General features: G+C 59.2%; 6 protein-coding genes and 1 tRNA gene. 1 reads left to right on the top strand and 6 read right to left on the bottom strand.

What is annotated here, in order from left to right:
• Positions 1-19: 19 nt before the first annotated feature.
• The 6 genes from BFP96_RS05540 to BFP96_RS05515 all read right to left on the bottom strand — a co-directional run bounded on the left by BFP96_RS05540 (position 20) and on the right by BFP96_RS05515 (position 6179).
• The gene (locus BFP96_RS05540) at positions 20-1213 is read right to left on the bottom strand and encodes an IS4 family transposase (protein WP_065935624.1); all 1194 of its coding nucleotides are present in this window, start codon (positions 1211-1213) and stop codon (positions 20-22) included.
• A gap of 392 nt (positions 1214-1605) precedes the next feature.
• Entirely contained in the window at positions 1606-2277 is a 672-nt protein-coding gene (locus tag BFP96_RS05535; protein WP_065893738.1) for a hypothetical protein, read from the bottom strand.
• Between the two features lie 173 nt (positions 2278-2450).
• Positions 2451-2526: transfer RNA gene (locus tag BFP96_RS05530), tRNA-Phe, on the bottom strand.
• A 103-nt stretch (positions 2527-2629) separates the two neighbouring features.
• Positions 2630-2902, bottom strand: coding sequence for an oxidative damage protection protein (locus tag BFP96_RS05525; protein WP_065885766.1), 273 nt, complete (start codon positions 2900-2902; stop codon positions 2630-2632).
• A complete protein-coding gene (mutY, locus tag BFP96_RS05520) occupies positions 2899-3966 on the bottom strand; it encodes an A/G-specific adenine glycosylase (protein ID WP_065885765.1) in 1068 nt (355 codons plus the stop codon). The genes BFP96_RS05525 and mutY overlap by 4 nt, the downstream gene beginning before the upstream one ends.
• Positions 3963-6179 (bottom strand): AsmA family protein, encoded by a 2217-nt coding sequence (locus tag BFP96_RS05515; protein ID WP_065935787.1) that lies wholly within the window; start codon positions 6177-6179, stop codon positions 3963-3965. Before BFP96_RS05515 ends, mutY begins: the two co-directional genes overlap by 4 nt.
• 324 nt (positions 6180-6503) lie before the next feature.
• Here BFP96_RS05515 and BFP96_RS05510 point away from each other — a divergent pair, with 324 nt between their 5' ends.
• Positions 6504-8165, top strand: coding sequence for an OFA family MFS transporter (locus BFP96_RS05510; protein WP_065935786.1), 1662 nt, complete (start codon positions 6504-6506; stop codon positions 8163-8165).
• Positions 8166-8363 lie beyond the last annotated feature (198 nt).

Here is an 8363-nt window from a genome sequence, read left to right as displayed (position 1 = left end):
CTGAGGAATCCCCACAAATTCACCCTAAGCTCTGCGCTTGATGGCGCACCTCATCACGCAGAGTCCGCTCCAATATTTCCAAGTGTTCTCGTCCTCCAAAATCTGTGCAGCTTCGCCAGTATTCCAAGCCTAGTCGCCACAATGAAAGCACTCGCTTTTCTTTGATGCTGTTGCTTTGGTAGCGTCGCTCCAAGCCGCGTTCTCGTGCCTGCAGCCCCGTTAAAAACAGAAGGTAGTTGGCCAAAGCAGCAATCAACAACAACACCTCAATGCGCTTTGGACAGTGGCTTCGATGCAGATTCAGGCCTAATCCCAAGTGCTCACTTTTTACATCTCGAAAGCCTTCTTCGATCTGCATACGGCGCTTATAGATCGCCACTATTTTTGCTGGATTCCATTCGTCTTGCCTCAAATTGCTGGCAAGTAACCAGGGCTCCCGTTCACGCCTGGCTGACTGTCGGCTGAGCTTACTTTTGGCGATTGAGCCAGTCACTCGTTGATGCTTTCGGCCCTTGGCTGAATGTCGCACACAGTACAAATTGATCAAGTGCGGAGCGCTACGCGTCATCTCGACCCGACCAAGCGACTTGGGTGACGAAGTGGCCAAAGCATAGAGATTTTGCACGGGCAGCCACTCATTTTCGTCGCCACGATAAAGCTCCCGATTTCGTATACGAGCCACGTAGTACCAGCCCTGTGCGGCCACTGCTTTCATCCATGGGCGCCGGAAACCTGCATCAGTAACCATCACTGGAACACATCCATCGGGCAGTAGTTCAGCCAGTGTTTTGAGCAGGCGGTTTTGATATTTGGGGCAGCCCTCGCGTTCATGAACACTTTCATAAATAGGGAATGAGCGTCCCGCTAGAGGTATCGCGGCCCTCAACAAAAAAGCGTTGCCGGGAGCATCAATTCGGGACCAGTCAACCAAGATTAATGGGTGCTTCACCGACCCCAGCAATGCCCGCAGGATCACCCAGTAGAACAGCGGACGCTCTGCTCTTAGGTGTTGATTGCCCAGTAACCGATCAACCCGCTTGATTGCATGTTTTGGGAATGCCTGACCTGGCATAAAACGTCCGAGCGCTGTCAGCGTCAGGCGGCGGCCTTGCAGTAACGAACTGACACAACTCATCAGTGTTGTCAGGCGACGAGAGTGGATTGAAGGCAGTGCTTGAGCGAGCGCTCTGTGTAAAAATCGGATGGCCTGCATGGGTTTGGGATCTTGTTTTTGTGTGGTGCAAACCAAGTTGCCGACTCATGCAGGCTTCTTCAATAACTCCAACTTCTTGATTTTTCGTAAGAAAAATCGGGGATCCCTCAGGGTCTGACCCCTGTTTTTCCTGTTTTTAGTCCATCGCCCTTTCGATATTCGAGATTTCTCGCAATGGGTCAGCGCCTTGCGCTGTTCCGTCCACTTTGATGAGCAAACTCGGCCTTATCGGAAATTATCTCTAGCAGGCTTTCGATTATCTCGAAAAGTGAGCGGCCTGATGCCCGTTTTATAGGAGCTAAGGGCCTCAAGAGGGCCTACGTCATCTCAAAAACACCGCTCAGATAAGTGAAAAGCGTTGGAGAAAAGCTCTGCCCCAGGCCACGTAGCACTTATTTACAACGAAACCCCTCCGGCATCGTAACCGTGTAATTACGCTGCACCCGATCCTGGAAATTCAAATTGCGCAGCCCTTGTTCCACCAAAAAGGCTTCCACCTTCGCGGCCTGGCAGTCGTCGTTGTAGGACGATGCCCGCAGCACGTACACCGCGCGCTTGCTCGCCTCATCCCGGGCGGTGGCCCTGAACGTGGTGAGGGTGGTGTAACCGGTGCGCTCAGAGGTGCCTACGGGGCCGTAGGTGGTGTTTGGGGTGCTGGTGCAGGTCAGCTGGTCGGTTTTCTTTTTGTTCTTCTTGCACTGCGTGGTGGTGCTGTTTGCCACCTGGCCGTATTCGGTGGCGGTATAGCGGTAGGTGACTTGCTTGCTGTCGACGTCCAGGGTGACGGTCATTTTGATCGGTGCATGGTCTTTGGGCAGGGTGGTGTCGGTGAAGACATTGCGAAAGCCCTGGTCCTTCATGGCGCTGACCATGTCGCGCAGGTAGTAGCGGGCGTTGAGCGCGTTTTCGTCGCTGCCACCGGTGGACGTCACCAGCACGGTGGCCTGGCGGTCGAAGTGGTAGTCGGGGTCAGGCGTTGCGTTGATTGCTACGTCCATTTGCGTGGCGCATCCACTGAGCATTGCGGTCAGTAGCAAGAGCGTGCAGAGCAAGAAGCGGGTCATGGAAAAAACCTTACAACTGGGAATTGGGTAAAGGCTGGACGATTGAGTCCAGCGAAAAACAACCCTCAATCGTGCTGCTGCGACATCGTGACCGCACGCAGCCGGCCGCCATTAAATCGCAGGCAATAAAAAACCCCAAGGAACACATTGTTCCTTGGGGTTTCTCGGTATTTTGGTGCCCAGAGACGGAATCGAACCGCCGACACGGGGATTTTCAATCCCCTGCTCTACCGACTGAGCTATCTGGGCAACGGGGCGCATTAAACGGGTTTTTCAGGGGGTCGTCAAGCAAGTTTTCAAAAAATATTTAATTATTACCGTCGCTTACGTGCAGACCCCGGTTTTTGATCAATTATTGAGCAGGTGGTACGTAGCCGTCGGCCTTGGCGTAATCCTCGCCGGAAAAGAACTTGTCCATTTCGCCCTGCAGGTATTTGCGGTCTTCGGCGTTCATCATGTTCAGGCGTTTTTCGTTGATGAGCAGGGTCTGGTGTTTTTGCCAGTCGGCCCACGCCTTGGCGGAGACGTTATCGTAGATGTCCTGGCCTTTGGCGCCCGGAAAAGGGGCGCGTTCGAGGGCGGGCAGTTCTTCGTGGTACTTGCGGCACATGATGGTGCGGGTCATGACGACTCTCCTGCGTTCAATACTTCAGCCGCGCGCTTCAGCAGTTTTTTCACCGGGGCGGCAAGGCCCAGGCGCGGTGGGGTGGCGAGGTTATACCAGAGCCAGTCGGCCTCGGCCACGTGATGGGCGCTTTCCTCGACCTGGACCAGCCAGGGTTCGATGGCCAGCTGGAAGTGGCTGAAGGTGTGGATCAGCCCCGGCAGTTCCTGATGTTTGCCCAAGGCCAGCGCGTGCTGGTTGGCCAGATGATCCAGGTCTTCCAGGTCGTCCAGCTCCGGCAGGCTCCATAAACCGCCCCACAGGCCCGTGGAGGGGCGACGGTAAAGCAGGATCGCGCCTTCGGCATTGGCCAGCATCGGCATCAGCGTGCGCTTCTGGGGGATGGTCTTGCGTGGCTTGGGGATCGGGTAGCGCGTCTCCAGGCCAAGCATGTGGGCTTCGCAGCCTTTTTCCAGCGGGCACAGCAGGCAGCTGGGTTTGCTGCGGGTACAGAGTGTGGCGCCCATGTCCATCATCGCCTGGGTGTAGGCGTTGACGCGGTCGTGTGGCGTAAAGCGCTCTGCGGTCGCCCACAGCTGCTTGGCGACCTTGGGTTCGCCCGGGTAGCCCTCTTGCGCGGTAAAGCGTGCCAGCACGCGCTTGACGTTGCCGTCGAGGATCGGCGCGCGCAGGCCCATGCTCAGGCTGGCAATTGCGCCGGCAGTGGACAGGCCGATGCCGGGCAGCTCGGTAAGTTTTTCGACATCCCTGGGAAACTCGCCGCCGTATTCGGCGACCACGATCTTTGCAGTCTTTTGCAGGTTGCGCGCCCGGGTGTAGTAACCCAGGCCGGTCCACAGGTGCAGCACTTCGTCTTCCGGCGCGGCGGCCAGTGCCTGGACCGTCGGCAAGGACGCCATGAACCGGTCGAAGTAATTGAGCACGGTGCTGACCTGGGTCTGTTGCAGCATGATCTCCGACACCCACACCCGATACGGCGTGATGCCCTGTTGCCAGGGCAGGTCGTGGCGACCGTGGCGGTCGTACCAGTCCAGCACCGCCTGTGAAAACTGCTCGTTTCTCATCGGTTGAACAGGCCTTTCAATGCGTCTTTGAGCTTGGGATTGACCTTGTCGAGCTTCTCTTCGAGTTTCTCGTTGAGACGGTTGCCCGCCGCTTTGATGGCGACCTGGCCGAGGCCGTCCTTGTCCAGGCGGCAGGCCTTGGCGCCCAGTTCCAGCGGGCCACGGCAACGCAGCGGCACTTCGATACCCTGGAAGTTGGCGCCGACCTGGCAGGCCGGGTCCGGCACGTCGCGCTGGTCGCCTTCGACGATGATGCCCACCCGGTAGTCCATGCCCAGTACGCGCAGGTCGACATCGCCATTGCCGTTGAGGGTCAGCCCCGGAATGCGCACTTTCAGGTCAGGGTTGCTGGCCACGCCGTTGCGCAACGTCAGGTTGCCGCGCAGTTCCTGGAAGGGCGTGTCCTTGCCTTGCGGCGTGGTGCTCAATGTTTTGCGGTTGAGCAGGGCGATACCGGTACACAGTTGTTGCTCGATGTTGGCGTTGAGCAGCACACCGTTGTTGATGACGATGCCGGCGGTGCCGTTGAGGCTGTCGATCAAGGCCTTCTGGCTGTTGCCACGCCCGGTCAGGTTGCTGTCCAGGGTGACCAGGCCTTTGACTGGTGGGGTTTTCCCCTGGGCCTGCAGGATTTTTTCTACCGGTACCTGCTTGATATGGGTTTGCAGCGCCAGGAGCGGGGTGTCCTGGCGTACATCGAGGGTGCCGTTGGCCTGGAACGTGCCGTTGTAGAGGCCACCGCTCAGCGCGTCGAGGCTGAGCTGGCCATCGATGCCCGAGGCTTTCAGTACCGCGTTCTGGATCGGCAGCTGGCTCAAGGTGAGTTGGCCGAACGCAAGGTCCGCGTTGATATCCAGGCTGCGCAGGCGGGTCAGCGGCAGCAGTTTGTCACTGCTCCAGGCGGCTTTGGTCGGCGCTTCCGGCAGTGGGCTGTTACCGCCGGCGGCCATTGCACCGGCCTCGCTGCCTTGCACTTCGGCCTGGCGTGCGGCCGCCGTGCCTTTGGCGGCTTCGGATTTGGCCGGCAGGTAATTGTCGGCATTGAAGGTGTCGCCCTTGAGCTGCACGCGCAGTGACTGCTTGGCGAAATCATCCACGGCAACGCGACCGGTGAAGGTGCTGCCATCGAGTTTCAGGTTCAGGCCCTCCAGCGCGACATTGGTCGGCGTGCCTGTGAGGCGGCTGACCAGTTCGACTTTGCTCAGGCTGCCCGGTGCCATGGCCGGCAGAGGGTGGCCGACGCTCTCGAGAAACTTGGCCAGGTCAAACTGCGCGACCGACAGCGCGCCGCTGATCTGCGGGGTGTTGTTCAGGTCAGTGGCCCGCAGTTCGCCCAGTGCGCGCAATTGGTTGGCCGAGAGTTTCAGGTTGGTCCATTCGGCGATGTTGGCGGCAAGATCGACCAGCAATTGACCCTGGGTGGAGAAGGTCAGCGTCTTGCCCTGCAAGGGTTCGCCAGTGGCTTCGCCGCTCAGGCGCATGTCTTCGAACTGGTAGCGCTTGAGGGCGCGCTGGATGCGCAAGTTGCCGTTCAGCTCGGTCTTGAGGCGCATGACCGGCTGGTTGCTGCCCAGGAAAGCGGTGAGTTTCAGCGGAATATTGGCGCCTTCGTGGATGGCGCCGGCACTGAGCTGGATGCTTTCGGCGCTCAATTGCTTGCCAGTCTGTTCATCGTTGTATTCAACGCGGGCGTTGTTGATGGTCAGGCTGTCGATGTCCAGGCGGATCGGCTGCGGCGGTTTTTCCGGCTTGGCTTCAGCCACCGGTTCGGCCGGAGCCGGGGTGGCGGCACCCGGGGTTTCGTCGGGCAGGTTCTTGCCGATGTCTTCCCAGTTGCCGTGGCCGTTCTTGTCGCGGTTCAGGCGCAGGTTCAGGCCTTCGACCCGCACATCGCTCATCTGCACTTCGCGGCGCAGCAGCGGCAGCACACGTACCGACAGACCGAGCATCTGCAGGTCGGCAAACGGTTGGGTCGGATTGGTCAGGGTTGCCACGCCGGCTTCGTGCAGCTCCAGGCCCAGCCAGGGGAACAGGCTCCAGCCGATGTCGCCATTGAGCGTCAGCTCGATGTGGGCCTTGTCGCGGGCTATCTGGCGAATTTCTTCTTTGTAGTCGTTGGGATCGAAGAGATGGGTCAGGGCAAAGCCGAGAGCCACAATGATCAGCAACAGCCCGAGAAATACCAGACCCAGGATTTTGCCGAACGCTTTCATGGGCGAGTCCTTGTATGTCGATTTCAAAATTTAGCCGCAGAGTATAACGCCCGAAGGCCTGCATCAGTTCGTGGATCGTTACATTGTATCTACGACCAGCGAAACGGGATTTTGGCGTCAAATAAAACAGATAGGTTGAAAAAAGTGATGTCAATTTGGTTTTTCTCGTATCGGCAGGTGCTAATCTCTGCGCGTTCGTCCGCCTTCTGCGACGTATCGTCGCGCCAAAATGGAGCTTCACTCACAAAAACGGCCACGCATTGCGTGCAAGGCCGAGGGGAAGCGCGCCTGACGGATGCATACCAATAACTGGGGGAAACACCAATGAGCACTAGCACTGCGGCCGATACCAATGCCGCACCGCCTGCGTTCCTGTCCAAGGAGCGCATTATCGCCAAGCCCGGCTTCAACCGCTGGCTGGTTCCACCGGCCGCGCTGGCCATCCACCTGTGCATCGGCATGGCCTACGGCTTCTCGGTGTTCTGGCTGCCGCTGTCCAAGGCGCTGGGCATCACTGCGCCGGTGGCCTGCGCGCCGGACATGAGCTTTATCGCCCAGGTCTTCTCGTCCCAATGCGACTGGCCCATCTCCATGCTGGGCTGGATCTACACCCTGTTCTTCATCTTCCTGGGCTGCTCGGCAGCGATCTGGGGCGGCTGGCTGGAACATGCCGGGCCGCGCAAGGCCGGTGTTGTCTCGGCGTTGTGCTGGTGCGGCGGCCTGCTGATCTCGGCGTTGGGTATCTATACCCACCAGATCTGGCTGATGTGGATCGGCTCCGGGGTCATCGGCGGTATCGGCCTGGGCCTGGGCTATATCTCGCCCGTATCGACCCTGATCAAGTGGTTCCCGGACAAGCGCGGCATGGCGACCGGCATGGCGATCATGGGCTTCGGCGGCGGCGCGATGGTCGGTGCACCGCTGGCGGCAGCACTGATGGGCCACTTCGCCTCGCCGACCAGCGTGGGCGTATGGCAGAGCTTCCTGGTGATGGCTGCGATCTACTTCGTGTTCATGATCGGCGGCGCCTTGTCCTATCGCGTTCCGCCGACCGGCTGGAAGCCTGAGGGCTGGACCGCACCGGCGAAAAAAGCCAGCAACGCGATGATCACGCACCGTCATGTGCATGTGAACGTAGCGTGGAAGACCCCGCAATTTCGTCTGGTATGGCTGGTGCTGTGCCTGAACGTGTCAGCCGGTATCGGTATCCTCGGCATGGCTTCGCCGCTGCTGCAGGAAGTGTTCGGCGGCAAATTGCTGGGGCTGGACGTACCGTTTGGTCAACTGGATGCCGGGCAACTTGCATCGATTGCTGCGATCGCGGCAGGCTTCACCGGCCTGTTGAGCCTGTTCAACATCGGTGGCCGGTTCTTCTGGGCGTCGTTCTCCGACTACCTGGGGCGCAAAAATACCTACTTTGTGTTCTTCGCCCTGGGCTTTGCCCTGTACGCGCTGATCCCGAACCTGGGGCACCTGGGCAACGTGGCACTCTTCGTCGCGGCGTTCTGCATCATCCTGTCGATGTACGGCGGTGGTTTTGCCACGGTCCCGGCTTACCTGGCCGACCTGTTCGGTACGCAAATGGTCGGCGCCATCCATGGTCGCCTGCTGACCGCCTGGGCCGCTGCCGGCGTATTGGGCCCGGTGCTGGTGAACTACCTGCGTGAATATCAGTTGAGCATCGGCGTTGAACGCGCTGCGGCCTACGACATCACCTTGTACATCCTCGCTGGCCTGCTGGTGCTGGGCTTTATCTGCAACCTGCTGGTGCGTCCGGTAGCCGACAAATACTTCATGACCGACGCCGAACTGGCCGCCGAGCAGGCGCTGGGCCATGACAAAGGCGCTGATGCCAGCACCGTGCTGGAGTGGAAAGCCTCCCCTGGCAGCAAGCCATTGGCGGTCGCCGCCTGGCTGGTGGTGGGCATTCCGTTGGCGTGGGGTGTGTGGGTGACGCTGCAGAAGACCGCAGTACTGTTCCACTAACACTGCAAAACCCTTGTGGGAGGGGGCTTGCCCCCGATGGCGGCGCATCAGTCAATGCATTGTTGACTGAACCACTGCTATCGGGGGCAAGCCCCCTCCCACATTGGTTATGCATGTACGCACATGTCTATCCCCGACACTCCATCAGTCTTATCCCCTTCGATGTTTCTGTTTAGCGCCCGCGCCCCTATAATGGCT

The organism is Pseudomonas sp. 34 E 7, from assembly GCF_900005715.1.
GTDB lineage: Bacteria > Pseudomonadota > Gammaproteobacteria > Pseudomonadales > Pseudomonadaceae > Aquipseudomonas > Aquipseudomonas orientalis_A.
The sequence above is the reverse complement of the archived record's forward strand: the minus strand, read 5'-3'. Positions and strand labels throughout refer to the sequence as shown.

What these genes read in the sequence shown, in the direction of transcription:
- BFP96_RS05540 (WP_065935624.1), bottom strand. Translation starts at nt 1,213, where the DNA reads ATGCAGGCCATCCGATTTTTACACAGAGCGCTCGCTCAAGCACTGCCT.
- BFP96_RS05535 (WP_065893738.1), bottom strand. Translation starts at nt 2,277, where the DNA reads ATGACCCGCTTCTTGCTCTGCACGCTCTTGCTACTGACCGCAATGCTC.
- BFP96_RS05525 (WP_065885766.1), bottom strand. Translation starts at nt 2,902, where the DNA reads ATGACCCGCACCATCATGTGCCGCAAGTACCACGAAGAACTGCCCGCC.
- mutY (WP_065885765.1), bottom strand. Translation starts at nt 3,966, where the DNA reads ATGAGAAACGAGCAGTTTTCACAGGCGGTGCTGGACTGGTACGACCGC.
- BFP96_RS05515 (WP_065935787.1), bottom strand. Translation starts at nt 6,179, where the DNA reads ATGAAAGCGTTCGGCAAAATCCTGGGTCTGGTATTTCTCGGGCTGTTG.
- BFP96_RS05510 (WP_065935786.1), top strand. Translation starts at nt 6,504, where the DNA reads ATGAGCACTAGCACTGCGGCCGATACCAATGCCGCACCGCCTGCGTTC.